Origin of the sequence: Siminovitchia terrae (assembly GCF_003605405.2) — a bacterium.
Taxonomy (GTDB): Bacteria; Bacillota; Bacilli; order Bacillales; family Bacillaceae_C; genus Siminovitchia; species Siminovitchia terrae.
In genome coordinates, this window is sequence record NZ_QYTW02000002.1 from 93,264 (window position 1) to 119,101 (window position 25,838).

Genomic DNA, 25,838 nt, shown 5'->3' on the forward strand with positions numbered 1-25,838 from the left:
CCGGCCTTTGGTATTTTATTGCTGCAATATTCCGATGAATATATATTTGATTGCTTTTTTTCGAGAGATGTCTTTTGCAGCAGCTTTGCTCAATTTATGAAGGTTCAAAGGAGTGATGAACGGAGCCTGCCCTATTGCTTCTCGTTGATCTGTTACGTAAACCTCCTCTGTTTCCGCTCCTTCTGTAATGGCATAAAGATTCCCTACTTCTAATCCCGTAGTGACTTTCCGCTTTTCAACCAGCCCTTTTTCGTTCAGTACCCAAATATAAGATTTTTCTCCATTATTCTTAATGCTTTTTCCTGGAACGGCAGGAACGTCGTTCTCTTCTTCCAAAATAATATTTGCAGTGACATGATAACCGATGTGTACTTCTTCCTCTTCTTGCTCAAAGATGACTGTAAAAGGGTACAGGCTTTTATTTTTATGATCCGATTTGTTAGAAGGGAGCTTAACGATTTGACTGATCTCTCCAGCCAACCGGCCTTTAAATAGATGTGAAAGGATATCCACCTTCATTCCTTCCTCCACCTGAGTCATCAGTTCCTCGCTAAGCTTCCCCTTCATTATTGTTTCATCAGAAACAATTGTCATGACCTTGTTTGAATCTGGATTTATTTCTTTAATAATTCCTGTGGCGGGGCTGGTTATTGACAGATTGTCCTTATCACTTAAATATGAGTCCCTTTGTTGTTCCAGTTTTTTTATATCGGCTTCAATCTTTTCCATTTCCAAGGTTTTATCGCCAATTTCTTTCTCAATGGTCTGTTTCCATTCCGCCTCGTTATAGCTGTCCTGATTGGTGTCAGGGAGAGGTTGTGAATGATCAACGTTATTGTTATAAGAATCATTATTAGGCGCCTTAGGTGTAATAGGAGGAGGCATAGACCTTAAGTTATTGATCAGGGACTGGACACTGTTTTTCTTTGATTGCAGACTTTCTATCTCTCCATCCAATATAGCGGTTTGACGGTCAATGTCATCACTTTGATAGTTAAATAGAGGTGTTCCTTCTTCAACGAAGTCACCTTCACTCACATAGAACTCCTCTATGCTTTCATCCTTTTCAGCCATGATATGGTACGTCTCGGCTTCTGCAATGATGCCCTCAACGGGAATTGAATCGACAATATCCACTGCTTTTATTTGGGACCAGTCTGTAATATGATTAACGCGGCTGACTTTACTCTTTTCTTTGCTGATTAGCACAATATTCACTATTAAAAAAAGGATGATTCCCAATACAACTGCAAAACGAAGCCACTTATTCATTGCCACAGCACACTTTCATTATAAGATCTTTTTAAAATCAAGAAATGCAAGAAATGTCGTACCGAGCCAAAATATGATATGGATGCTAATAATGATTATAAATGATGGTAGCCGGCGTCGGGTGCTTAAAATTCGCATACCGTAAAGCTGTATTGAAATCACCCACAATTTAAATAAAGAGATAGAGCCAAGAAAATAGATTAAAAATCGTTTGTCAGTTATGTAATGAGCAACTGGCCCAAGAGAAAAAGGGGAAGAAAACCAAGGTAGGTTCATTTGAACGGCAAGTACAATGTTGATGACCTGCTCCAATAATAAGATTGGAAATATGAAAGCTTGTAAAACAATAAGTTTGGTATATGGGATATCTGTAAGTGTCCAGAACCAGAGCGCCTGAAAGAAGATGATCAAGGCGGCATAAAGGAGCCCGTGAATGAAACGCCCCAAGCCAAAATAGTTTTTCAGCCACTCAAAAACGCTGCCGGGAACTGCCGTTAATTCAGATGACATGACATGCGTACCGATGCCTGCGAAACCCGCTCCGTAAAAGACGAGGGCACTTAAGATAAATAAAATCAATATGTTGGGACGAAGCCCATAAACAGTCTCTGCTTTCTCCAATTGGAAGAAGCTTCTTTTTGAATAAAGCAGCCCTTTTAATATCCGTAACTGGTAAATCAACTTAAAATCACCTGTCTCGAAACTATTGATTTTCCTCTATTTTACCTCATAAGCTCCGATTTTGTAATCTGTAATATGAAAATTTGATTTAATCCGACGAAACTATAAATTTAAACCTCTTAATTTTTGGATTGAATTCTTTTTTTTAAAAGTCCAAAATAGAGAACGTTGATACAATCCATATGTAAACGGATACAGCATTTACGGGGGTTTTTGAACAGCTAAAGATTCTGAAAAATGGTTGACGAAACAAGGAATCAGCGTTATGATTAGGAACTATATAATACATCCACAAACGACAAATGTGCGAGAGGGGCGAACAAAGGTGAGTGAACAGTGGATATTCCTCAACGGCAGCTATGTTAATAAGGAAGAGGCCGTTATTTCGGTATATGACCATGGATTTTTGTACGGGGATGGTGTTTTTGAAGGAATCCGTTCATACGGAGGCAATATATTCCGACTAAATGAGCACCTTGTCCGCCTGTATGAATCTGCGAAATCCATTATGATTGACATACCGTATACACAGGAGGAAATGACACAAATTCTTGTGGAAACTCTCCGCAGAAATAATCTGAAAGATGGGTATATTCGCCTGGTTGTCTCTCGTGGAGTCGGAGATCTTGGGTTGGATCCGGCAAATTGCAGGAAGCCTTCTGTGATTGTTATTGCCGAACCACTTCGGATCTTTCCTAAAGAGCTATACGATTCAGGAATTGAAATTGCAACAGTGGCCACCCGGCGGAATCGCTCGGATGTCCTTAACCCGATGATTAAATCTTTGAACTATTTAAATAATATTCTTGTGAAAATAGAGGCAAACCTTGCTGGCGTGCAAGAGGCACTGATGCTGAATGACCAAGGTTATGTCGCCGAAGGTTCTGCTGATAATATATTTGTAGTAAAAGGTAATAAATTATTGACTCCTCCAGGGTATATCGGAGCGCTTGTGGGAGTTACGAGAAATACAATCATCGAGATTGCAAGAGAGAAAGGCTACGAGGTCGAAGAAGCCATGTTCACCAGGCATGAAGTCTATACAGCGGACGAAGTCTTCCTGACAGGAACGGCAGCGGAAGTAATCGCCGTTGTAAAAGTAGATGGACGTGTCATCGGTGAAGGCAAGCCAGGTTCTGTAACAAAGGAATTGCTTGAAAGCTTCAGAGAAGTAACCTTGACAGATGGAGTAAAAGTTTACGACGAACCATTACATGTCGGCTAAGATTAGAGGAGGATGACGATGCGCAGTGATATGATAAAGAAGGGGATCGATCGTGCTCCTCACCGAAGCTTGCTTTATGCTACCGGTATTAAAACACAAGATCTGGACAAACCGTTTATCGGTGTCTGTAATTCATATATTGATATTATTCCTGGACACAAACATTTGAATGAATTTGCAGAAGTTGTCAAAGAAGCCATTTGGGAAGCCGGCGGAGTACCATTTGAATTTAACACAATCGGAGTAGATGACGGCATCGCGATGGGACACATCGGAATGCGCTATTCTCTCCCAAGCCGTGAATTGATTGCGGATGCTGCTGAAACAGTGATCAATGCTCACTGGTTTGACGGAGTATTCTACATTCCAAACTGTGATAAAATCACACCTGGTATGTTGATGTCTGCATTCAGAACAAACGTCCCTTCAATTTTTGTATCCGGCGGACCTATGGAAGGTGGAGTCTCTTCCGAAGGAGAGCCGCTAACATTGACTTCGGTCTTCGAAGGCGTAGGTGCGTATCATGCGGGCAAAATGACTGCAGAGAAACTTCTCGACATTGAGCAAAGTGCATGTCCGACATGCGGTTCCTGTTCTGGAATGTTTACAGCCAACTCCATGAACTCTTTGATGGAAATGCTAGGTATGACAATTCCAGGAAATGGTACGATTGTTGCGACTTCAAAGGAACGTCACCGTTTGATCAAAGAGGCCGCACAGCATTTGGTAAGAATGGTAAAAGAAGACATTAAACCGAGAGACCTTGTCTCCGAGCGCACGATTGATGATGCTTTCGCGCTTGATATGGCGATGGGTGGATCAACAAATACAGTTTTACACACATTGGCTATTGCACATGAGGCAGAAATAGATTACGATTTATCTAGAATCAATAAAGTGGCTGAAAGAGTTCCGTATTTGGCGAAAGTTGCTCCGGCTTCAGATTACACAATGCAAGATATCCATGATGCTGGTGGAATCAGTGCCATCATCCGCGAACTCTGTGAGATGGGAGCGGTTGAAGCAGATCGTCTGACAGTCACAGGCAAAACGGTTTATGAAAATGTAAAAGACAGTGTGATTAAAAATTCTGAAGTCATAAGACCGAAGGAAAATGCATATAGTCCAGTTGGGGGATTATCCATCCTCTACGGAAACATTGCTCCAAACGGTGGAGTCATCAAGGTGGGGGCAGTCGATCCTTCAATCAAAACATTCCTTGGCAAGGCCATAGTATTCGACTCTCAGGAAGACGCGCAAAAAGGTATCAATGACGGGACTGTCCAGGCGGGCCATGTGGTGGTTATCCGTTACGAAGGACCAAAAGGCGGACCTGGAATGCCGGAAATGCTTGCTCCTACATCGGCTATTGCTGGAAGAGGTCTTGGAAAAGAAGTGGCACTAATCACTGATGGTCGCTTCTCCGGAGCTTCACGAGGAATCTCGATTGGACACATTTCACCGGAAGCAGCTGACGGCGGACCGATAGCGCTGGTTGAAGACGGCGACGAAATCTTCATAGATTTAGTCAACCGTACAATCCAATTGAATGTGGACGATGGAGTATTGAATGAACGAAAACAGAATTTAAAGCCGTTTGAACCAAAAATCAAAAAAGGTTATTTGGCTAGATATTCGAAATTGGTCACTTCCGCAAATACAGGCGGAGTTATGAAAATATAAAACTGAAGGCAATGATAAGGAAAAAGTGGATGAATCCCTGCATTTACAGAGAGCCGGCGCTGCTGGAAGCCGGTAATGCAGTCATTCGCGACATCACCTTGGAGCCGGGATCCTAAAAGCGAAAGCAACTAGGGATTCACGGGGATACTTAGGAGTTCCCGTTATCAATGAATGGCTATACAGCTGTTCTTAAGTCAGTGATTGACACTGAAAAGTAGGGTGGTACCATGAAAGTTTTTTCATCCCTGCATGAAAGGTTCTCCTTTTGTGTGGGCTGAGAAAACTTTTTTTTTGCACCAAAAATTCAGATACAGTCAGTACATGCTCAAAAATATAAATTTGAAAGGAAGGCGCTAGTGGTGAGTATAGGTTTCCCGATGAGAACTGGCAACCAACAACCAGACACGGCCGTACAGGAACAAGCGAAGACAGGGGCAGACTTGTTTATAGAAGCATTGCAAAAAGAGAACGTAGAAATAATATTCGGCTACCCGGGAGGTGCTGTCCTTCCAATCTACGATGCACTTTATAAAAACCCCATCAAGCATATTCTTACAAGGCATGAACAGGGGGCTATCCATGCAGCCGAAGGATACGCACGGGTAACAGGTAAACCGGGTGTTGTTATTGCAACCTCCGGACCAGGCGCAACCAATCTGGTTACAGGTATCGCAGATGCGATGATGGATTCCATTCCTCTCGTTATCTTCACAGGACAGGTAGCAAGTCCTGTTCTTGGAACAGATGCATTTCAGGAATCCGATATTGTCGGAATTACAATGCCGATCACAAAACATAACTATCAAGTAAAGAAGCTTGAAGATCTTGGACGCATCATCAAAGAGGCGTTCTATATCGCAAATAGTGGAAGACCAGGCCCTGTACTGATTGATATCCCTAAAGATATCGCAACAGAAACAGCCGGAGAATATCCAGATGAGCCGCTCCATTTACCAGGCTATCAGCCGACAACGAAGCCGAATTATTTACAGCTTCAAAAGCTTGCCAACGTCATATCGACAGCTAAAAAGCCGCTTATCTTGGCAGGCGCAGGCGTCATTTTTTCAAAGGGAGCTGCCGAATTAAAAGCATTCGTCGAAAAGACGGGATTTCCGATTACCAATACTCTTCTAGGTCTTGGAAGTATTCCTGGAGATCATCCACAATTTTTGGGGATGGCGGGTATGCACGGAACTTACACGGCTAACATGGCCATCACAGAATGTGACTTGCTTATTAACTTCGGAGCGCGTTTCGATGATCGCCTAACAGGGAATCTCAAGCATTTTGCACCGAATGCAAAAGTTGCCCATATCGATATCGATCCGGCGGAAATCGGCAAGAATGTCCCTACTGATATCCCAATTGTTGCGGACGCGAAAGTGGTTTTGAAACGGCTTGTCGAGATGGACTTCAAATTGCCAGAGATTTCTGCCTGGACTGAGCATATCCAGGAATACAAAGAGAAATATCCGTTTAAAAAGCCAGTGTCCAACGAAAACGAACTGTCTTCACCACATGTGGTCAAAATGATCCATGAGATGACAGGCGGCGATGCTATCGTTACAACAGACGTAGGACAGCACCAAATGTGGACTGCCCAATATTACGAATTCAACGGACCGAACCATTGGGTTACGTCCGGAGGACTCGGTACCATGGGCTTTGGTTTTCCATCATCAATCGGTGCCCAGTTGGCTGACCTTGAAAAAACAGTCATATCCATTTCAGGTGATGGCGGGTTCCAAATGTGCCTCCAGGAATTAGCTATTGTCAGGGAGTTTAATCTACCGATTAAAATTATCATCTTAAACAATAAGACCCTTGGGATGGTACGCCAATGGCAAGAAAAGTTTTACGATGAGCGATATTCCCAATCCCTCATTCCTGAACAGCCGGATTTCATCAAACTGGCTGAAGCGTATGGAATAAAAGGATATAAAGTTGAGACAGAGCAAGAGGCCAAAGAAGTATTTGAAAAAACACTGAACAGTAAGGAACCAGTTTTGATTGACTGCCGCGTCGTACAGAATGAGAATGTATATCCAATGGTTGCACCAGGCAAAGGACTACATGAAATGATCGGGGTGGGAGAATGAAACGCGTTGTAACATTGACAGTCCACAATAACAGCGGCGTGTTAAACAGAATTACCGGATTAATCTCAAAAAGACAGTTCAATATTGAGAGCATTACAGTAGGGCCTACAGAAAACCCTAATATTTCCAAAATGACCCTGATTGTTCCGATTGATGATTTATCTAAAATGGAACAGCTCTCAAAACAATTACAAAAGCAAATTGATGTACTTAAAGTGACGGATATTACCGACAAAGCGGTTACCCGTGAGTTGGCACTTATCAAACTGTCTTGCCCGCCGTCGGTTCGCAGCGAAGTATACAGCATCATCGAACCATTCAGGGCAACTGTCATTGACATTGGAAAAAATATTATCACTGTCCAAGTCACTGGCGAACCTTCAAAAGTCGAGGCATTTATCGAACTATTGAAGCCTTATGGGATTAAGGATATTTCCAGGACAGGGGCAACAGCCTTTGTCCGAGAACAACAAAAGCAAGACGCACCACAACTATCAATTTTACAATTATAAAGGGAGATGGATTAAAATGGCAAAAGTTTACTACAATAACGAAATCAATGAGGCAGCAATCCAAGGAAAGAAAATCGCAATCATGGGTTACGGTTCCCAAGGACATGCACATGCAAGCAACTTGAAAGAAAGCGGATTTGACGTAATCGTCGGTATCAGACCAGGAAAATCTGCTGAGGCGGCAAAAGAAGACGGACATGAAGTTTACACTGTTAGAGAAGCAGCATCCCAAGCAGACATCATCATGATTCTTCTTCCAGACGAAAGACAAACAGCTGTATATGAAAATGAAATCAAACCTGAATTGACTGAAGGGAAGGCGTTGGCATTTGCTCACGGATTTAACGTACACTTCAGCCAAATCGTTCCTCCATCCAATGTGGATGTATTCTTGGCAGCGCCTAAAGGACCTGGACATTTAGTTAGACGTACATTCCAAGAAGGCGCTGGTGTACCGGCACTGTTCGCTGTTTACCAAGATGCTACAGGAAACGCAAGAGATATCGCTTTAGCATATGCAAAAGGAATCGGAAGTGCGCGTGCAGGCGTTTTGGAAACTACTTTCCAAGAAGAAACAGAAACAGATCTCTTTGGAGAGCAGGCAGTACTTTGTGGAGGAACTTCAGCTCTTGTAAAAGCAGGTTTCGAAACACTTGTAGAAGCTGGCTATCAGCCTGAAGTTGCGTATTTCGAGTGTCTGCATGAATTGAAATTGATTGTTGACCTTATGTACGAAGATGGATTGGCAGGCATGCGCTACTCTATTTCTGATACAGCTCAATGGGGAGACTTCGTATCTGGACCACGTGTAATTGATGCTGATACAAAAGATCGTATGAAAGATATCTTGGATGATATTCAAACAGGAAAGTTCGCAAAAGGCTGGTTGCTTGAGAACCAATTGAACAGACCTGAATTTAACGCAATCAACCAACGTGAAAGTGAGCACCTCATCGAAAAAGTCGGCCAAGAGCTTCGTGAAATGATGCCATTTGTTAAAGCGGGCAAAAAGAAAGCCGGCAAGGAAGTGGTAACTAGTGAGAAAAATTGACATCTTTGATACAACGCTTCGTGACGGAGAGCAGTCGGCAGGAGTCAATTTAAATACTGCCGAAAAGCTCGAAATAGCGAAGCAGTTGGAGCGCTTTGGAGTGGATGTTATGGAGGCGGGATTCCCCGCCGCCTCTCCTGGCGACTTGGATGCTGTAAGACAGATTGCTTCCACTATCAAACATTCTTCTGTCACAGGGCTTGCACGCTCTGTCAAATCGGACATTGATGCTGCATGGGAAGCTCTTAAAGTGGCTGAGTGTCCAAGACTTCATGTCTTCATTGCTACTTCGCCTATCCATATGACTCATAAGTTGAAGCAGACTCCTGAACAAGTCGTGGAAACAGCTGTTGAGTCCATCAAATATGCGAAACAGTTTTTCCCGATTGTCCAATGGTCCGCTGAGGATGCGTTCCGATCCGATCCTGTATTCCTAGCGCATATTGTAGAACAAGCAATTAAAGCAGGTGCATCCGTCATCAATCTTCCAGACACAGTTGGATATGCAACACCTCATGAATATGGGGCCATGTTCAAATATATGAAGGATAATGTTCCGAATGTTGATCAGGTAAAGTTGTCTTCCCATTGCCATAACGACTTGGGAATGGCAGTGGCCAATACACTTGCGGCTATTGAAAACGGCGCGGATCAAGTGGAGGGAACAATCAACGGTTTGGGTGAAAGAGCAGGGAATGCCGCTCTTGAAGAAGTTGGCGTAGCTCTTTACACAAGAAAAGATGCCTACAATGTTCAGACGAATTTGACATTAAATGAGATTAAACGCACAAGTCAGCTTGTCAGCCAACTGACAGGAATGATGATCCAGGCGAACAAGGCCATTGTTGGTAAAAATGCATTTGCTCATGAATCTGGCATTCACCAGGACGGCGTATTGAAAGAGCCAACAACATATGAAATCATCACTCCTGAATTGATTGGTGAAGAATCAAACAACTTGGTTCTTGGGAAGCATTCCGGCCGTCATGCCTTTAATGACCGTGCAAAGTCCATGGGATTCCAGCTTGACAAGGAAGCTCTCAACCAGGCATTTAAGGAATTCAAGCAATTGGCTGACCGTAAAAAAGAAATTACATCTGAGGATTTATGGACTATTTTGACACAGCAGCAATTGAAAGATGAAGGTGCTGCCACTTACGAACTTGAATCCGTTCAGGTCCATTACGGAACAGAGGATAGCCCAATGGCTACCGCACGTGTCAAAGTGCCTGACGGCACGATTCAGGAAGATGCCTGCAACGGTGCGGGCAGCGTAGAAGCTATCTTTAATACACTTGAACGTATCATTGACGGAAAAGTCCATGTATTGGACTATAGGGTTTCTTCCATCGGCAAAGGCAGGGATGCTCTGGGTGAAGCAGTCATCAACCTTACATTCAATGGTGAAGAATTTACAGGCCGAGGAGCAGCGCAGGATGTATTGGAAGCATCTGCGAAAGCCTACTTGAATGCAGTTAATAGGAGCTTGCTTCAATCGAGAATGAAACAGCTTATTACAACGTCAGTATAAAAAATGATAAATTAGGAGGAAAACGGGATGAAGAAACGGGTAGCTGTACTCGCTGGAGACGGTATTGGCAAAGAAGTAACGAATGCGGCAACGGCAGTTTTGGATGCAATCGGCCGCCGCTTCCAACATGAATTTGAGTGGGTGCATGGATTACTCGGCGGAGATGCCCTTGATCAAGCCGGTCATCCGATTCCTGAAGAGACTATCAAGAAATGCGAAGAAAGTGATGCCATTTTACTCGGAGCGATTGGGGGGCCGAAATGGGATCATTATCCAAAGGAACTTCGGCCGGAGAAGGGGCTTCTTCAACTTCGTAAGCACTTTGAATTAAGTGTGAACCTAAGACCCGTGCAAGCATATAAAACATTGCTTTCCTCCTCTCCTTTAAAGGAGGAAGTTGCAGAAGGTGTCGACTTGGTGTTCGTCAGGGAGTTGACAGGCGGCCTTTATTTCGGGGAACCGAGCTATCACACGGATGAAGAAGCAGTGGACACATTGGTATACAAGCGCGAAGAAATTGAGCGTGTTGTCAGATTTGCTTTTGAATTGGCAAAAATCCGAAAGAAAAAAGTATCATCAGTAGACAAAGCCAACGTGTTGGAGTCAAGCCGTCTATGGCGTAAAATTGTGGAAGAAATTGCGGCTGACTATCCTGACGTGGAATATGAGCATATGCTTGTAGATTCTACATCCATGAAGTTGATTACTTCTCCAGCTTCTTTCGACGTAATTGTAACTGAAAATATGTTTGGCGATATTTTAAGCGATGAAGCTTCCGTCATTTGCGGATCGCTTGGAATGCTGCCTTCAGCAAGTCTTCGTGCAGATGGATTCGGCCTGTATGAGCCGGTACATGGATCTGCTCCAGATATTGCAGGACAGAATAAAGCAAATCCGTTGGGAGCCATTTTATCCGGTGCGATGATGCTAAGAACGGCATTTGGTATGAATCAGGAAGCAAATGCCATTGAAGAAGCGGTCAAAAAAGTATTGGAAGCCGGATTTAGCACAGGTGAATTTAAGTCACAAGACGGAAAAGTATTGACTACAACAGAAATGACGGAAAAAGTCATTAACGAAATTGAAAGTGAATTAGTTTCAGACCATATTTTAGCAGCGTATAAGTGAGGTGTGGAAGATGGGCAAAACCATCATTGAAAAAATTTGGGAAAAGCATGTTGTTCATAGTGAGGATTCAAAACCGGATCTCATCTATATCGATCTGCACCTCGTCCATGAGGTAACATCACCGCAGGCGTTTGAGGGATTGCGCTTAAACGGACGTAAAGTGAGAAGACCTGATCTTACGTTTGCCACTATGGACCATAACATTCCAACAAGAACGAATGAAGAGGTAACAGATCCGATAGCAAAAACACAGATGACTACGCTGGAGAAAAACTGTGCGGAGTTTGGAGTGCCATTGGCGGGCATGGGCCATCCTGACCAGGGAATCGTCCATGTTATCGGACCGGAGCTTGGCTTGACGCAGCCAGGGAAAACCATTGTATGTGGAGACAGTCATACTTCGACACACGGTGCGTTTGGAGCCTTAGCTTTTGGAATCGGAACAAGCGAAGTGGAACACGTACTTTCTACGCAAACATTATGGCAGCAAAAGCCGAAAACAATGCAGGTTAAAGTGAACGGCGAGCTTGGCACTGGAGTTACTGCAAAGGACTTGATTTTAGCGATCATCGCCAAGTACGGTGTTGATGTTGGAACGGGGCATGTCATTGAGTACACAGGTGAAGCCATTCGTAATTTAACGATGGAAGAACGCATGACTGTTTGTAATATGTCCATTGAAGCCGGAGCAAGAGCAGGTCTTATCAGTCCGGACGAAACAACGTTCGATTATTTGAGAGGCCGGGAACATGTTCCGACTGGGGAAGAGTTTGATAAGTTAGTAGAAGGCTGGAAACAGCTTACGTCTGATCCTGATGCTGAGTACGATTCAGTCATTGAGATTGATGCTTCTGAAATTGAACCATTTGTAACATGGGGAACGAACCCTTCTATGGGTGTAAGCATTTCGGAAAACATTCCAACATCTGAGGATGCTGCGAGTGGATCTGAGAAAGAATCAATTGAACAGGCACTTGAATATATGGGATTGACCGGTGGGGCAAAGATGACCGATGTAGACATCCAGTACGTATTTATTGGGTCCTGTACAAACTCAAGAATCGAAGATCTAAGAGCAGCTGCTGAAGTGTTAAAAGGCAGAAAAGTAAGCGAAGGCGTAACAGCTATCGCAGTACCAGGTTCCCGTACCGTAAAGGCTAAGGCTGAAGAGGAAGGTCTGGATCAAATTTTCCTTGAATCTGGATTTGAATGGCGTGAGACAGGATGCAGTATGTGTCTTGCCATGAATGCAGACCAGGTCCCTGCGGGTAAAAGATGTGCTTCTACATCAAATCGGAACTTCGAAGGACGTCAAGGTAATGGATCCCGTACTCATCTTGTCAGCCCTGCAATGGCAGCTGCTGCAGCCGTTGAAGGCCGATTCGTTGATGTAAGGCATTTGATGAAAGGGGAGGTTCACGCATGAAGCCGATTAAAGAAGTAACGAGCGTCATTACACCGTTAGATCGCGTGAACGTCGATACTGACCAAATCATACCGAAACAATTTTTAAAAAGGATTGAACGAACCGGGTTCGGACAATATTTGTTTTACCACTGGCGTTTTAATGACGATGGCATAGAGAAAGCTGACTTCGTTTTAAATAAACCGGAATATAAAAACAGTGAAATTCTTGTGGCCCGTGAAAACTTCGGATGCGGCTCCTCCCGTGAGCATGCACCTTGGGCTTTGGGCGACTTTGGGTTCCGTGTTGTCATTGCAGCAAGCTTTGCTGATATCTTCCACAACAATTGCTTTAAAAATGGCATTTTGCCTATTCAATTAAAAGAGTCAGAGATTAATGAACTTTTGCAGTCGGGTAAAGAAAGACCGCTTCAGATTACGGTCAATCTAGAAAGCGAAACAGTTGAGACTGAAGATGGAAAAACATACTCTTTCTCGATTGATCCATACCGCCGCCAAATGCTTTTGAATGGCTGGGATGAAATTGCATTGACTCTGCAGCTGGATGATAAAATTTCAGCATACGAAAAATTAAGCGCCAAATAAGAAAAGCGCAAGGCGCCTGGAGCTAGACAGGGAAATCTGATTTTTGAAATGAAAATGATAAAAATTTTATGCTTTCTTATCTTTTAAAAAAAAGACTTGCCAACCGGCTTGAGGCCTGCGGGCAAGTCTTTTTTTGGGAGATAAAAAGTCCAAAAATTTGTAGGCAAAGGACACGAGTTCCTTGTGGCAGCACCACATCATTCTTTCTTGGTAGGAATCGGTCCCTTGTGCTACCATCATTGAAACTTGTTTAAAGCCTCCGGCGGATGTCACAGATTTTCAGAGGGAATTTATCGAGCTCCGCTCGATAAAATCTGGCCGCAAATACGCCAAGGCGCATTTGACTTGTTAATATTTTAGAAATAAAGATTGTGAGGACATCGATATCATGTAATGGTCATGTGTTGCTAAATTGACGCTCTTCGAAGCAGTAAAAATGAAAGGACTATACTGATTAGGATAGACGGTAAAAGCCAATAAGAAAGCTCAACTGCTGTTTGAGACAAGAACCAGCGGAAGATATGGGACCAGGCCTGATATTGATGTAACAGAATCACGCTGATACTGCTGATCAGCAAAAAAGCCAACACTAAAAGCAGCATTCCTTTTCCGCCAAAACGTCGTGCAAAGCTTGCAATCAGAAAGCCAAGAAAAAATAAATAGGCAAATAAAATGATATACATAACTAATTGCTCGTAGAAGGTTCCATCGTTTAAATAGGGAAAGTGGAAGAAGTGGAACCTGTTTCCCCAGCCGTTAGACAAGTTTTCTAAGAAAGAGAAAATACACATCAAAGCGCCTAAGATGAAACTTGCTATCAGCCCCATCAAAGCAGTGCCACAAAAATATACCTTTCGTGTGATAGACATCCCAATCGCAAATGGAAAGGATTGGGTGACCACTATAATTCCTAATACAAGCATATAAATAAAAATGGATGATACTCCGCCTGTGTAAAATTTTTTGTCATTATTGATCAGTAAGCTGACAATCAGATTGACCAGGAAGCTTGAAGAGAGGATAATTGTTGGAGTAAAGAGCCATCCCCATCGGTCTTTCCTATGAATGTTTAAAACGCCTTGAATATTCATTTTGCTATCGCCCCTTTTTGATCATGTTTCCCGGTCGTTAGATAAATGATTAATTGCTGCAATGAAACGGGTGTTACTTCAAGACCGCATGTCTCTGCTTGCTTTTGATCGGAGCTATTACCATTTCCAATGACAGTGGCTGAAAGCAATCCTCCAAATGGTTCCTGATGGACAATTTCTTTTCCAGCCAGATATGCTTCAACTTGAGCCGATCTGCCAGTAACTGTATAAGCCATTCCCCTAAGTTCTTCAGCGTCTTGGTCGATCATCAGCTCTCCATCCTTAATCACTAATACATGCTCAAGCAAATTACTGACTTCATCAATTAAATGAGTGGAAAGAATGATCGTTCGCGGATTTTTTACGTAGTCCTCCATTAGTCGGTCATAAAAAATCCCACGGGATACGGCATCCAGTCCTAAATAAGGTTCATCGAAAACAGTCAGCGGTGCACGGCTAGCGAGACCGATAACAATGCCGACAGATGATAACATTCCACGTGACAGTTTTTTGATCCTCCTTTTTAAGGGCAGGTTGAAATCACTTATAAGGGAGTAAGCAAGATCATTATTCCAATTCGGAAAAAGTGATTTAGATACATCCAAAACATCCTGGACTGTAAAATTAATTGGGTATTGCTGGCTTTCCTTTATAAAGCAGATTTGATTAAGCACTTTACTATTTTCAAAAGGGATCTCACCGAAAACCTTAATATCTCCGCTAGTTGGAAAAATCTGCGCAGTAATCATTTTCATTAATGTGGTTTTCCCGGCACCGTTCCTTCCGAGAAGGCCATAAATTTTATTTTTCTGAATAGAAAAATGAACGTTCTGTACAGCTTTAAAGCTTCCATATGCTTTTTCCAATTGCTTTATCTCGACAACCTGCCCCATCATTTGTCATCTCCTCTCCGAATCATATCGGTTAATTGGTCAGTTGTTATTCCGAGTTTTTTTGCTTCATGTATCATCGTAACGATATATTGTTCAAAAAAGAGCTCTTTCCTTTTTTCAATCACTTTCGTTCGTGCTCCTTCAGTAACAAACATGCCGATCCCTCGCTTTTTATAAAGAATTCCTTCATCCACCAGCAAATTTACTCCTTTCGCGGCAGTAGCAGGATTGATTTTATAAAATGCTGCAAACTGATTTGTGGAGGGTACTTGGGATTCTTCCACGAGAATGCCGGAAATAATATCATCTTCGATTCTCTCGGCAATTTGAATAAAAATAGGGCGCCCATCATCAATTAAACTACTCACTGCTTCACCACCATATTGGTTAGTTACTTATGTAATTAACCATATAACGCTTTGTTTTAAAAGTCAATCACTATTTTGCTAAGAAAATTTTTCGCAATATGAAATTTACCAGGTAGCTAGGCTATTAACTTTCTACTGCTAAATCTCTTTCGTTTGGGAATGATCTGGGCTTTTCCACATACAAATAGTGGAAAGGCATATGGAAGGAGATCAGGCCTATATGATCCAGGACTTCCTCCAAGTGTTCTTGATGACAATGGTAAGCGACATTGACAATATGCTGATTCTTGGAGCGATATTGCGAAGACATTCTAATTTTCAAGTTCCCTTTTATGCGGCAGTTCTACTGACATTTACTCGGACTTTATATGTTGGTGTCGTAGAAGGGCTGTCAGATGTTCCGCTGTTTCACGTACTGACCGGATTCATATTACTGATCATTTCTTATAAACTTGTAACAAAACTTATTTATGGAGTGGATCTGGTAAGACCTGCGCGTTTTTCTCGTTCAATTTTTCAAAAAGCAAAGATATTGGCTGCTTTGGCAGCAACCGACTTTTTGATCTGCTGGGATGGTGTTCTCATCATTTCAAATATTTCCGACCATACCCCAACTATTTCATTGGGGATATTTTGCAGCCTATTAATCGCACTCTATTTTTTGCGGCTCATTGTAAAACTGGCTGTCGCTATTCCTTGGATCAACGTCATTGCGGGAGGCTTCATTGCTCAAAATGCCATTACTTCCATTGCAAAGGATCCCTGGATGGAAGAGTGGATTCATTTTGCTGATACGCTTGTTCCCCAGGTCAATATCGTAAATACAGCCGCCAATGGCGCTGTCATTATTATTGTGGTGATTGGCCTCGTGACATATATAAAGCATCATCGGATTTTCATACATCGAAAGTTTTGACGAATAGGAGCAAAATTTCCAAGAATGCGTTTTCAAAAGAATAAAGCAGTACCTTTTAAATTTGATCCCCCAACATAATCAGAGGGGCTTTTTTGTTTTGCATAAACTTAAATTAAGGTAAATTGCAAGAATATATTAAAAAAATATTGACATTCCCAAATTAATTTTATAGTATTTTTACTAAACTACCATGTAACATGGTAGACGAAAGGGGTGTTATTGAAAGCGTTTGCCAAAACCTGTAATCAAAAATTTAAAAAAGTGAGGGGATAAAGTGTTTGAAAGTTGGCGTTCCGTAAGAGAGAAAGTTGATTGGAAAGTGTTTATTTTAAGTGGTGGAACACTTGTGTTTTTTGTGATGATGTCGCTTTTAAAAGTGGATCTTGTCAGCAAATATGTAACTATCGGTTTTGACTTGTCCATACGTTTCTTTGGTGCCTATTGGCAAATATTAATGCTTGGGACGTTTGCTGTGGGAGCATTTATTGCTTTATCCAAAAGTGGGCAGGCAATACTGGGGCAGCAAAGTAAGCCTGACATGAGTTTCTTTAAGTGGGCTGCCATTATAGTGACAACTGGACTTGGAGCAGGGGGGGTCTTTTGGGCGGCGGCTGAACCGATGTATTATTTTCTGGAAGTCCCGCCAATGCATACAGATATAGCAGCAGGAACAAAAGAAGCTATTGGACCGGCCCTTGCACAGAGCTATATGTCTTGGGGATTTACCGCCTGGTCAATCTATGGTGCAATCAGTACACTCGTCATCATGTATGCACACCATAATAAAGGGATGCCCCTCAAGCCGAGAACGTTGTTATATCCCATTTTTGGAGAAAAAATAAAAGACAGCAAGTGGGGAACGTTTGCAGATGTTTTTTGTATCATAGGTGCAGCAGCGGGAACAATTGGACCTATTGGATTCCTGGGACTTCAAGTAAGCTATGGTGTAAACGCTGTCTTTGGCTGGCCTGATTCCTTTTCCACGCAGGTTATGATTATCATTGGCCTTACAGCAGTTGTTTTGGTATCCACCATTACTGGAATTGATAAAGGGATCCAATGGCTCAGCAGGTTAAACGTAAATGTAGCGGTTCTTATTGCAATTTTTTTGCTTCTTTTTGGTCCGGGAGAGTTTATCATTAACTCATTTATTTCTTCAATGGGAACCTATGCAACGGAATTTATTAACATCAGCACATTCCGCGGGGATCAAGAGTGGTTAGGTTATTGGATGCTCTTCTTCTTTGGTTGGTTTATCGGATTCGGTCCGTTGGTAGCACTTCTTGTTGCAAGAATTTCGAGAGGACGTAAAATTAGAGAAGTCTTTATAGTAGTGGCAATTATTGCTCCGCTAACTACAAATTTCTGGTTTACTGTCCTAGGTGGAACAGGAATATTCTATGAGCTTCAAAACACGGGGGCAATCAGCGGCGCGTTGACAGAGGGTGGTTTGCCAGCAGCCATTATTGCTATAGCAGAAAGCATGCCAATGGGAACAATCATGCCAGCTATATTCTTACTATTAACAATTTTGTTCGTAGTTACGACAGTTGATTCCATGTCCTATTCCATTTCAATGAGTGTGACTGGTGTGGGAAATCCACCTAAGGTCATTCGTGTGTTTTGGTCCGTCATCATGGCAACTATCGGAATTATTTTAATAAAAATAGGCGGCGGAGGAATTAGCGCATTGCAGTCATTTGTTGTGATTGCAGCTGTGCCGGTATCCCTGATCATGCTGCCGTTATTATGGCATGCTCCAAAGATTGCTAAAAAATTGGCCATTGAACAGGGGATTGTGGAAGATGAGAAAGCTGGATCTTTAACCGATGAATTATTAACGGCTGACCACTATTCAAAAGCTGAAGCAAAATGATTCAAAAAATTTTAATTCTTACTTGACTTCCTAAAAAAAAACCTTTAATATTTGAATCATCTTGTATGGTACATGGTAGAGACAAGTTAACATTACCATGGTACATGGCAGAAGAGGGGGAAGTCCACATGATTTCAACTATCAGCATAACTGCTCAAGTAACCAACGCAATCAGAGAAGCAATTGTCACTGGTGAATATGAGCCGGGTAAAAAACTTTCTGAATCCGCTTTATCGGAATATTACAAAGTAAGCAGAACCCCAATCCGGGAAGCCTTTAAGCAACTAGAAAGGGAAGGTTTGGTAGAGATCATTCCCCGGGTTGGGACTTGTGTGACAAAGCCTACAGAAAAGGAACTAATAGAATTATTCAGGGTTAAAGAAGTGATGGAAGGGCTTGCAGCAAGTCTTTTAGCCGAGAACGGCAATACTGAGGCTATTAAAGAATTAGCGGAGTCAGTGGAATTGATGAGAGAAGCTGTAGAGAACGACAATCATAAACTTTACGTTGAGGCAAATAATACATTTCATAAGGTAATCCTTGATGGCTCTGACAATTCAAAGTTGAATTTTTTACTGAACATCCTTTTGAATCAAATTCCTTATAATCGATATGTATTTTTAAGTATTGAAGTCCCTAACCGATTAGAAAAATCTTTGAAAGAACACGAAGAGATTTTGGAAGCGATTCAATCCGGCGATAAGGAACTAGCCGAAAAGAGAATGCGTGAGCATGTTAGCGCCAGCGGTCAGCAGCTACAAAAAGGAATAGCACAAAAATTATTAAAAAATCAATAAAGGTAGGGGAAATGTGATATGAAATTCGGGATTTTTGCTAACCTTTCAGGACAGGGAAGGCATGAGGAATATCACAAAGTTTTGGATGAAGCGCGCGAACAGGCTATTTACTGCGATGAAAACGGATATGACTCCATATGGTATACAGAACATCATTTTGGACATGAAGGCAATGAATTGATTTCAAATCCATTAATGATCGGAGCAGATATTGCTGCACACACAAAACGGATCAGAATCGGACAGGCAGCAAATGTTATCACATTCTGGCACCCACTTCGTTTGGCGGAAGATATCGCTATGCTGGATCAGCTTAGCAAGGGCCGTGTGGAAGTTGGACTGGCACGTGGATTGTACGGAAGAGAAGCAGCTAACTTGAATTCACAGGCAGATCCGAAAAACCAGGCGCAAAACCGAGCATTGTTTGAGGAAACGCTTGAAATTTTAAAAAAGGCATGGTCTAACCGTTACTTCTCACATAAAGGGGAATTTTATGAATTTCCACCAGAAGGACTTGGTTGGAATCACCCAATGAGCCCACCTTCTTCAGATTTCATGGATATGGAAAAGGGAGAAATCAATAAGATTTCGATTATGCCCGGAACTTACCAAAAGCCGTTTCCACCTTTATGGCAAACTATTGATTCACCTCGTTCCATTGAAATAGCGGCACAAAACAATATTAAAGGGATCTTCTGGATGCCGACTGTGAAAGAATTGAAAGGCCGCTTTAAGCTTTATCAGGAAAAAGCATCTGAAGCTCGCGGTTATGAAGTTCCATTGGGAGAAGACATTGCTCTTGTCCGTGACGTTTATGTAGCGGAAACAATGGAGCAGGCTCGCCAAGATGCCGCGGAGGCAGTACTTAATAATTACCGTTGGATCTGCCACTGGAGAGGTCTTGGCAACCTGATGGACCCAGGCGAAGAAGTAAAGCCGGGTCAAGAGTTGAATTACGACTTTTTACATCCGCGTAACCTGCTCTTTGGAACTCCAGAGTATATAACAGAAAAAATTCAGGAGTTAAAAGAAGAGCTAAATCTTCAAAACTTATTACTTTGGGTGAACCATAACGGCTTGCCGCACGAAAAAATGATGAAGAGCTTGAAATTATTTACGGAAGAAGTAATGCCAAAATTTGCTGGGACAACAGGAGGAAAAGTTCATGTTACAAATTCGTAAAGTATACACGGTTGTTGAAGAAACGAGAATTGAAGGCGGGAAAGAGCTAGATAATCCCATTAGGATGATTGCAACAATGCTTGTTATGAAAAATCCTTGGGTTGGCAGAGGATATGTGCAAGATCTAATGCCTGAAATTAATGAATACGCCCCTGAAATTGGTGAGACATTGGTCAACGAGCTATTTAAACATATTAACACGGCTGATGATGTGGAGGCATTTGGTAAAGCGGCTGTCGTCGGAGTGGACGGGGAGATTGAACATGCCTCAGCCTTCATTCATACGTTGAAATTCGGAAATAAGTTTCGTGATTCAGTTAAAGGAAAGAGCATCCTTAGCTTCACGAATAAGCGCGGCGGGGCCGGGTCCACTGTAACGATTCCGATGGTACATAAAAACGATGATTCAAAGCGTTCTCACTATATTACTTTCGAGGCTTCTATTCCTGATGCACCGAGAGCAGATGAGATTGTCGTAGCGATTGGAGCATCGACAGGGGGAAGACCGCATCCAAGGACTGGAGACCGTCATTCAGATATGGTGGAAATGGGGCTCATCTAATGCCAATAGCTAAGTATGATCATGGAAATATTTTTTACGAAGAAAAGGGAGCAGGGGAACCCCTGGTATTCATTCATGGTGTTGGATTGGATCATACGATATGGCATAAGCAGCTAAAGGGATTATCCGAATATTTTAGAGTGATTGTTTACGATATGATAGGGCATGGTAGGTCCGAACACCCCCCAGGCCCCTATTCCCTCTCTCAATTTGTTGAGCAGTTATCGGGCCTCTTAAACTATTTAAATATTAAAAAATGTCATCTTCTCGGTTTTTCCATGGGTGGAATGGTGGCGCAGGCTTTCGCATTAAAAAATAAAAACAAATTGAAAACACTTACGATTATGAGTGCAGTGGCAAACAGGACGGCCAGGCAAAGAAGTGCCATTTTACAAAGGGTGGATGAGGTAAAAACCAATGGGGCAGCCGGAACGATTGAACCTGCGATCCAGCGTTGGTTTAATACAAGTTTTCTTAAAGAGAATGAAGAAGCTGTAAATGAAGTAAGAATAAGGCTTCAAACGAATAATCCGTCTTCGTATTTAGCGGCTTATACTTTATTTGCCACTGGAGATGAAGAGTTATGGCCACAGTTGGATCAGATTGATGTTCCTACCTTAATTGTAACCGGTGAAAATGATGTGGGTTCCACTTCGCATATGTCGAGCCAAATGCACGAAAAAATAAAAGGTTCCGAGCTTCAAATTGTTCCCGAGATCAGACATATGCTTCCGATGGAGGGTGCAGAAGTAATAAATGAAATGATACTCTCGTTTATTAGAAATAATTCTTCTATTTAGCGAAGGGAGTAAGTATTATGACTCAGCTTATAAAGTATGACATGTATATAAATGGAGAGTGGACTCCTTCTTCTGAAGGAAAGTATTTCAAAAGTTATAATCCGGCAACCGGGGAAGCATGGTGTGAAGTTGCCGAGGGCATAGCAGAAGATGTAGACCGGGCAGTAAATGCGGCACAAAGGGCTTTTGAGAATTCTGAATGGTCCAAAATGACTTACACACAAAGAGGGCGCTTGGTATCGAAGCTTGGAGATCTTATTGCCGAAAATGTCGAGGAATTGGCAACCTTCGAGACAACAGATAATGGAAAGTTGATCCGTGAAATGCGTGGGCAGCTAAGATACCTGCCTGAGTTTTATTACTATTTTGGCGGATTGGCAGATAAAATCCAGGGCAGAACATTACCCATTGATAAGCAAGACATGTTTGTTTTTACAAATAGGGAGCCTTTGGGAGTTGTAGCAGCTATCACGCCCTGGAATTCACCGCTTTATTTAACGACTTTAAAGTTGGCACCAGCACTTGTAGCTGGCAACACTATTGTTATTAAGCCTTCTGAAGTAACTTCCGCTTCCCTTTTGGAACTTGTTCGGCTCGTCGAAGAAGCGGGCTTTCCACCAGGAGTAGTAAATGTAGTTACTGGTTTTGGCCAACCTGTCGGCGAAGCACTGACAACACATCCGCTTGTAAGAAAAATCGCTTTTACAGGCGGAGAGGAGTCAGCCCGTCATGTAGTGCGCAATTCGGCAGAGAACTTTGCGCAGTTATCCCTTGAACTTGGAGGAAAATCACCAAATATTGTCTTTGAGGATGCAGATCCTGATAATGCAGCTATGGGAATTATCGCAGGGATTTTTGGTGCTTCCGGACAAAGCTGTGTTGCAGGATCACGGGCATTTTTACACAAAGATATATATGACAAAGTGATTCATAGACTGGTAGAACGGGTTCAAAAAATAAAAATTGGTGATCCACTCCAGGACGATACAGAGATGGGGCCGCTTGCAACCGAAGCACAGTTAAAAAGAGTTGAAAATTATGTGAACTTCGGCAAGCGGGAAGGCAGTAATCTGATATACGGCGGTAAAAAACCAGAGCAATTAGAAAAAGGATGGTATTTTCAGCCGACGATTTTTGAACATACCGATAATCAATCCAGAATAACAAGAGAAGAAATTTTTGGACCGGTCCTTAGTGTGATCCCTTTTAAAGATGAAGCAGAAGCTATTCAACTGGCAAATAGTACAGATTATGGACTGGCAGCTGGAATTTGGGCAACTAATATTGGAAAAGCCCACAGGGTTGCAAAAGCTGTCCGTGCGGGAATTGTATGGGTCAATACGTATCGAAGTATTTCACCTATAGCACCAATCGGGGGTTCAGGTTTAAGCGGTTATGGAAGAGAAGGCGGCTATGAAGCGATATATGACTATACGCAAAGCAAAGTAGTATGGGTTAACACATCCTCGGAACCAATTCCAGATCCGTTTATTATGAGATAACATTACGAATGTGGAGGGATTTTCAGTGAAACTATTGGGCATCTCGGGAACGATTACAGGCTCAAAAACTGGGGTTGTTGTTAGAAAAACCTTGGAAGAAGTGAAACAAAATTATCCTGATATTGAAATAGAGCTGTTGGATTTGAAAGATTATAATGTTCAATTCTGTGATGGCCGTGATCCATCAACATATACAGGCGATACAAAAAAAGTAATTGACATTGTATCTTCAGCCGATTTTTATCTTATTGGTACACCAATTTTTCAAGGATCAATTACAGGAGCTTTAAAAAACTTATTCGATTTGATCCCTCCACATGTATTTCGACATAAAGTAATGGGTTTTATTGCAACTGGCGGCACGTATCAGCATTATTTAGTGGTTGAAAATCAATTGAAGCCCATTGCCAACTACTTTCGAGCCTATGTCGCTCCAGGATTTGTTTATGTACACAATGATCATTTTGATGGCAATCAAATTGTTGATTTCGATGTATTGAACCGGATGTCGATTTTGGGTGAAGAAATAGTTAGAATGAACCGTGCTCTTACACACCAACCGCTGGGAATGTCTCATAATTATGGATAATATTTATTCCAGACGCCACAGACAGTTTTTGAAATTTAGGAGGTTATCTAATGAATATAGAGGAAGCGGTTCATTATTCAGATCTATATTTTGTCAATTACTGTTTTGAGAAATATGGCATTAACCGTGGAATATATAACACTATTGACAGTTGGTTCTATGAACAAGGCATGGATAATATCCTGGAACGGCGGAAAAACATCATACTATTCCTTGAGTATATTCAAAAGGATCGTTATGAAAATAAACCGCGTGTTAAATTTGGCAGCGGCGGTTTGAAGGTCAAATTAAATAACTTTCTTTACCCAAAAGGGGAAATGGCCATATAATCTGGAGGGATAATTGATGGCTTATTTTGTTGCAACACTTCATATGCTGGATCCCGAGAGGAATAAAGATGTACTTCCCAGGCATATTCAATACCTGGACAAGCTTGATAAAGAAGGAAAGATCTTTGCAAGAGGACCTTTTGGAGACGGATCGGGCGGTTTGGTTGTATATATTGCTGATTCTTTGGAAGAGGCGACCGTCCTTGCAGAGAATGATCCGCATGTGGTGGAAAAGGTTCGCCGTTTAGAACTAAAGGAATGGAAATTACTGAAACAGATAGTGGCTAAGCAGTGAAATGATATTTTATACCATGGTACATGGTAGAGTCTTTGATAAAGTTTAACGAATTTATTTTTGCCATGTTTTATAAAAGAGTTACGGGGCTTTGAAAATGTAAAAAACTTCTTTAAAGGAGAGAGAAAATGACTGCAACGAAAGAAGCTAAACAACAAATATTTAAAGAGGCACTTGGCAATTATCCCACAGGAGTAACAATCGTCACCACAATGAATGAGGAAGGAATTCCTTTCGGCTTGACTGTAAATTCGTTTGCATCGGTATCACTTGATCCACTCCTCATTCTATGGTCAATTGATCATCGTTCTTCATCCCTTGAGGCATTTACAAAGGGGAATAAATTTGCTGTACACATTTTGGCTGCAGACCAGGTTGAAACATGTAGAGCCTTTGCTTCATCCAAGAGTGGAAAATTCAGCCAGTGTGAGTGGAACATATCTGAATATGGACTTCCGATAATTGAAGGTGCATTTTCTGTTTTGCAATGTGATGTTCATCAAACAGTGGAAGCTGGCGACCATACTATTTTAATTGGAAAAGTTATTGATTTAAATGTAGAAAAGCGGGATCCGATGCTGTACCATAGAAGAAGCTTTGGAGCTGTTCCGGCTGAGTTTTATACAAATGTTGATTAAAAATAATTAATAAATCGTTACACATCCTCAGGCGATGTAAAAAATCTACGCCTGGGGATGTTTTTTGTCGTTAAAAAAACTCTTGCGGCCCTCTTTTCTTCACTGTATAATAAGAAACATCAATAAACGGATAAAACTTTTTTTGTTTAAATAGTTTCCAAAAGGGGTATTTCAATGAAAGATCGGATTATGCAGGCTTTTGTTGATGAGGTAAAAGATAAAGGAATTAAATTTACGATGGATGATTTAGCAGGGCGATTGGGCATAAGCAAACGCACTTTATATGAGCATTTTTCTTCCAAAATCGAAATTCTTGACGCTATTATAGAATTAACGATCACAGAATTTGATGAAAAAACGGATGCCATTATTCAAGACAAAAGTTTAACGCTTTTAGAAAAAATAAAAGCTGCCATTATGGTTGTTCCAAAATATGATGAGTTTTATGATTTGCAGATTCTGGAACAAATGAAGAAGTATTATCCTAAACAGTGGGAAAGAATGAATCATTCACTGGAGGAATGGGAAGCTTTAAAAAAGCTGCTTGAACAGGGGATTGAGGAAGGACTTATTAAAGAGCAAAATGTGGAATTACTCATGCGGTTGGTCATAGATGCTACGAATCTGACATTGGACCAGCGCTTTATTTGGGAAAATAGAATAACTGTACAAGAGGCAATGGATGGTATTGTGAATGTATTGTTGTTCGGAATGGTTGAAAAAGATGCCAGGCTTTAGCTATAAGCTTGGTGGTCAATTATATTTTTTAATAAAACTAATAAAACCAAAATAGTTTTTGTGTTTTTAT

The 25,838-nt window shown here is 41.8% G+C and carries 26 protein-coding genes and 1 other annotated feature; of the genes, 21 read left to right on the plus strand and 5 right to left on the minus strand.

The annotated features are described in order from the left end of the window. Positions 1 to 15 precede the first annotated feature (15 nt). On the minus strand, positions 16 to 1,272 hold the full coding sequence (locus D5F11_RS02875) for an efflux RND transporter periplasmic adaptor subunit (RefSeq protein WP_120114803.1): 1,257 nt from the start codon (positions 1,270 to 1,272) through the stop codon (positions 16 to 18). An 18-nt stretch (positions 1,273 to 1,290) separates the two neighbouring features. Then, positions 1,291 to 1,953, minus strand: a complete 663-nt coding sequence (locus D5F11_RS02880) for a hypothetical protein (protein WP_120114802.1) — start codon at positions 1,951 to 1,953, stop codon at positions 1,291 to 1,293. Between the two features lie 325 nt (positions 1,954 to 2,278). Here D5F11_RS02880 and ilvE point away from each other — a divergent pair, with 325 nt between their 5' ends. The 9 genes from ilvE (at position 2,279) to leuD (ending at position 13,192) form a co-directional block, all read left to right on the plus strand. Beyond that, positions 2,279 to 3,178, plus strand: coding sequence for a branched-chain-amino-acid transaminase (ilvE, locus tag D5F11_RS02885; protein ID WP_120114801.1), 900 nt, complete (start codon positions 2,279 to 2,281; stop codon positions 3,176 to 3,178). Between the two features lie 18 nt (positions 3,179 to 3,196). Next, positions 3,197 to 4,861: a dihydroxy-acid dehydratase gene (ilvD, locus tag D5F11_RS02890; protein ID WP_120114800.1), complete on the plus strand. Its 1,665-nt coding sequence runs from the start codon at positions 3,197 to 3,199 to the stop codon at positions 4,859 to 4,861. Positions 4,862 to 4,863: 2 nt separating this feature from the next. After that, positions 4,864 to 5,111: a binding site (T-box leader), on the plus strand. A gap of 127 nt (positions 5,112 to 5,238) precedes the next feature. Continuing rightward, positions 5,239 to 6,960, plus strand: coding sequence for an acetolactate synthase large subunit (gene ilvB / locus D5F11_RS02895; protein WP_120114879.1), 1,722 nt, complete (start codon positions 5,239 to 5,241; stop codon positions 6,958 to 6,960). Then, complete coding sequence (gene ilvN, locus D5F11_RS02900) at positions 6,957 to 7,472, plus strand: acetolactate synthase small subunit (RefSeq protein ID WP_120114799.1); 516 nt, start codon at positions 6,957 to 6,959, stop codon at positions 7,470 to 7,472. Before ilvB ends, ilvN begins: the two co-directional genes overlap by 4 nt. A 16-nt stretch (positions 7,473 to 7,488) precedes the next feature. Next, complete coding sequence (ilvC, locus tag D5F11_RS02905; RefSeq protein WP_120114798.1) at positions 7,489 to 8,523, plus strand: ketol-acid reductoisomerase; 1,035 nt, start codon at positions 7,489 to 7,491, stop codon at positions 8,521 to 8,523. After that, the gene (locus D5F11_RS02910; protein WP_120114797.1) at positions 8,510 to 10,054 is read left to right on the plus strand and encodes a 2-isopropylmalate synthase; all 1,545 of its coding nucleotides are present in this window, start codon (positions 8,510 to 8,512) and stop codon (positions 10,052 to 10,054) included. Before ilvC ends, D5F11_RS02910 begins: the two co-directional genes overlap by 14 nt. Before the next feature lie 27 nt (positions 10,055 to 10,081). Next, positions 10,082 to 11,182, plus strand: coding sequence for a 3-isopropylmalate dehydrogenase (gene leuB, locus D5F11_RS02915; RefSeq protein WP_120114796.1), 1,101 nt, complete (start codon positions 10,082 to 10,084; stop codon positions 11,180 to 11,182). Positions 11,183 to 11,192: 10 nt separating this feature from the next. Then, positions 11,193 to 12,608 (plus strand): 3-isopropylmalate dehydratase large subunit, encoded by a 1,416-nt coding sequence (leuC, locus tag D5F11_RS02920; RefSeq protein ID WP_120114795.1) that lies wholly within the window; start codon positions 11,193 to 11,195, stop codon positions 12,606 to 12,608. After that, the gene (gene leuD / locus D5F11_RS02925; protein ID WP_120114794.1) at positions 12,605 to 13,192 is read left to right on the plus strand and encodes a 3-isopropylmalate dehydratase small subunit; all 588 of its coding nucleotides are present in this window, start codon (positions 12,605 to 12,607) and stop codon (positions 13,190 to 13,192) included. The genes leuC and leuD overlap by 4 nt, the downstream gene beginning before the upstream one ends. A 407-nt stretch (positions 13,193 to 13,599) precedes the next feature. Here leuD and D5F11_RS02930 read toward each other — a convergent pair whose 3' ends face one another. Genes D5F11_RS02930 through D5F11_RS02940 form a run of 3 tightly spaced genes read right to left on the minus strand, consistent with a single transcriptional unit; the run spans position 13,600 to position 15,544 of the window. Beyond that, on the minus strand, positions 13,600 to 14,283 hold the full coding sequence (locus D5F11_RS02930; RefSeq protein ID WP_120114793.1) for a hypothetical protein: 684 nt from the start codon (positions 14,281 to 14,283) through the stop codon (positions 13,600 to 13,602). Then, the gene (locus D5F11_RS02935; protein ID WP_185830493.1) at positions 14,280 to 15,176 is read right to left on the minus strand and encodes an ABC transporter ATP-binding protein; all 897 of its coding nucleotides are present in this window, start codon (positions 15,174 to 15,176) and stop codon (positions 14,280 to 14,282) included. The genes D5F11_RS02930 and D5F11_RS02935 overlap by 4 nt, the downstream gene beginning before the upstream one ends. Further along, positions 15,176 to 15,544, minus strand: a complete 369-nt coding sequence (locus tag D5F11_RS02940) for a GntR family transcriptional regulator (RefSeq protein WP_120114791.1) — start codon at positions 15,542 to 15,544, stop codon at positions 15,176 to 15,178. Before D5F11_RS02940 ends, D5F11_RS02935 begins: the two co-directional genes overlap by 1 nt. A 220-nt stretch (positions 15,545 to 15,764) precedes the next feature. Between D5F11_RS02940 and D5F11_RS02945 the strand changes: the two genes are divergently transcribed. From D5F11_RS02945 to D5F11_RS03000, 12 genes are all read left to right on the plus strand, one after another. Next, complete coding sequence (locus D5F11_RS02945) at positions 15,765 to 16,460, plus strand: hypothetical protein (protein ID WP_126646488.1); 696 nt, start codon at positions 15,765 to 15,767, stop codon at positions 16,458 to 16,460. 274 nt (positions 16,461 to 16,734) lie between these two features. Then, positions 16,735 to 18,336, plus strand: coding sequence for a BCCT family transporter (locus D5F11_RS02950; RefSeq protein WP_120114789.1), 1,602 nt, complete (start codon positions 16,735 to 16,737; stop codon positions 18,334 to 18,336). 128 nt (positions 18,337 to 18,464) lie between these two features. Further along, on the plus strand, positions 18,465 to 19,133 hold the full coding sequence (locus D5F11_RS02955; protein WP_244862142.1) for a GntR family transcriptional regulator: 669 nt from the start codon (positions 18,465 to 18,467) through the stop codon (positions 19,131 to 19,133). A gap of 18 nt (positions 19,134 to 19,151) precedes the next feature. Then, positions 19,152 to 20,315: an LLM class flavin-dependent oxidoreductase gene (locus D5F11_RS02960; protein WP_120114787.1), complete on the plus strand. Its 1,164-nt coding sequence runs from the start codon at positions 19,152 to 19,154 to the stop codon at positions 20,313 to 20,315. Beyond that, complete coding sequence (locus tag D5F11_RS02965; protein ID WP_120114786.1) at positions 20,299 to 20,877, plus strand: amino acid synthesis family protein; 579 nt, start codon at positions 20,299 to 20,301, stop codon at positions 20,875 to 20,877. Before D5F11_RS02960 ends, D5F11_RS02965 begins: the two co-directional genes overlap by 17 nt. Next, entirely contained in the window at positions 20,877 to 21,677 is an 801-nt protein-coding gene (locus D5F11_RS02970; protein WP_120114785.1) for an alpha/beta fold hydrolase, read from the plus strand. Before D5F11_RS02965 ends, D5F11_RS02970 begins: the two co-directional genes overlap by 1 nt. A gap of 17 nt (positions 21,678 to 21,694) precedes the next feature. Further along, a complete protein-coding gene (locus tag D5F11_RS02975; RefSeq protein ID WP_120114784.1) occupies positions 21,695 to 23,179 on the plus strand; it encodes an aldehyde dehydrogenase in 1,485 nt (494 codons plus the stop codon). 25 nt (positions 23,180 to 23,204) lie between these two features. Beyond that, positions 23,205 to 23,768: an NADPH-dependent FMN reductase gene (locus D5F11_RS02980; protein WP_120114783.1), complete on the plus strand. Its 564-nt coding sequence runs from the start codon at positions 23,205 to 23,207 to the stop codon at positions 23,766 to 23,768. Positions 23,769 to 23,818: 50 nt separating this feature from the next. Continuing rightward, positions 23,819 to 24,097, plus strand: coding sequence for a hypothetical protein (locus D5F11_RS02985; protein ID WP_120114782.1), 279 nt, complete (start codon positions 23,819 to 23,821; stop codon positions 24,095 to 24,097). A 16-nt stretch (positions 24,098 to 24,113) separates the two neighbouring features. Further along, complete coding sequence (locus D5F11_RS02990; protein ID WP_120114781.1) at positions 24,114 to 24,392, plus strand: YciI family protein; 279 nt, start codon at positions 24,114 to 24,116, stop codon at positions 24,390 to 24,392. Positions 24,393 to 24,520: 128 nt separating this feature from the next. Next, positions 24,521 to 25,030, plus strand: coding sequence for a flavin reductase family protein (locus tag D5F11_RS02995; protein WP_120114780.1), 510 nt, complete (start codon positions 24,521 to 24,523; stop codon positions 25,028 to 25,030). A gap of 174 nt (positions 25,031 to 25,204) precedes the next feature. Then, a complete protein-coding gene (locus tag D5F11_RS03000) occupies positions 25,205 to 25,768 on the plus strand; it encodes a TetR/AcrR family transcriptional regulator (RefSeq protein WP_120114779.1) in 564 nt (187 codons plus the stop codon). The last annotated feature ends 70 nt before the right edge of the window (positions 25,769 to 25,838 follow it).